General features: G+C 57.8%; 1 protein-coding gene. It reads right to left on the bottom strand.

What is annotated here, in order from left to right; all coding sequences use genetic code 11:
- Positions 1-246: phosphatidylserine decarboxylase (locus RVY79_RS19410; RefSeq protein ID WP_317466206.1), on the bottom strand; the 246-nt coding region annotated here is incomplete at its 3' end.
- Between the last annotated feature and the right edge of the window lie 31 nt (positions 247-277).

The raw sequence follows: 277 nt of genomic DNA, 5'->3' as shown, positions 1-277 counted from the left end.
CGGTGGACTGTCGTCGGCAAATGGTGGAGACACCGCAAAGCCGCGAATCGCTCCTGGCTGGAAAACCAGACAGTACGTAGATCCACCGTACTGAAAGTATCCAAGCTCTTCACCTTTCTGGACATGCTGCCCAAGCGCGATGTCTATCACGCAAGACGACACCTCTGCCATGCCCACGAACACACAGGCCACTTGGCCAAGCGCTGGCTCATCGCTGTCGATCACGACAATGGCCCTCGTGGCCATGGCCGTGCTATAGCCCTGAGAGTCGTTGAGC

The organism is Chromohalobacter sp. HP20-39 (assembly GCF_033052815.1).
In the GTDB taxonomy this organism is placed as follows: domain Bacteria; phylum Pseudomonadota; class Gammaproteobacteria; order Pseudomonadales; family Halomonadaceae; genus Chromohalobacter.
The sequence above is the reverse complement of the archived record's forward strand: the minus strand, read 5'-3'. Positions and strand labels throughout refer to the sequence as shown.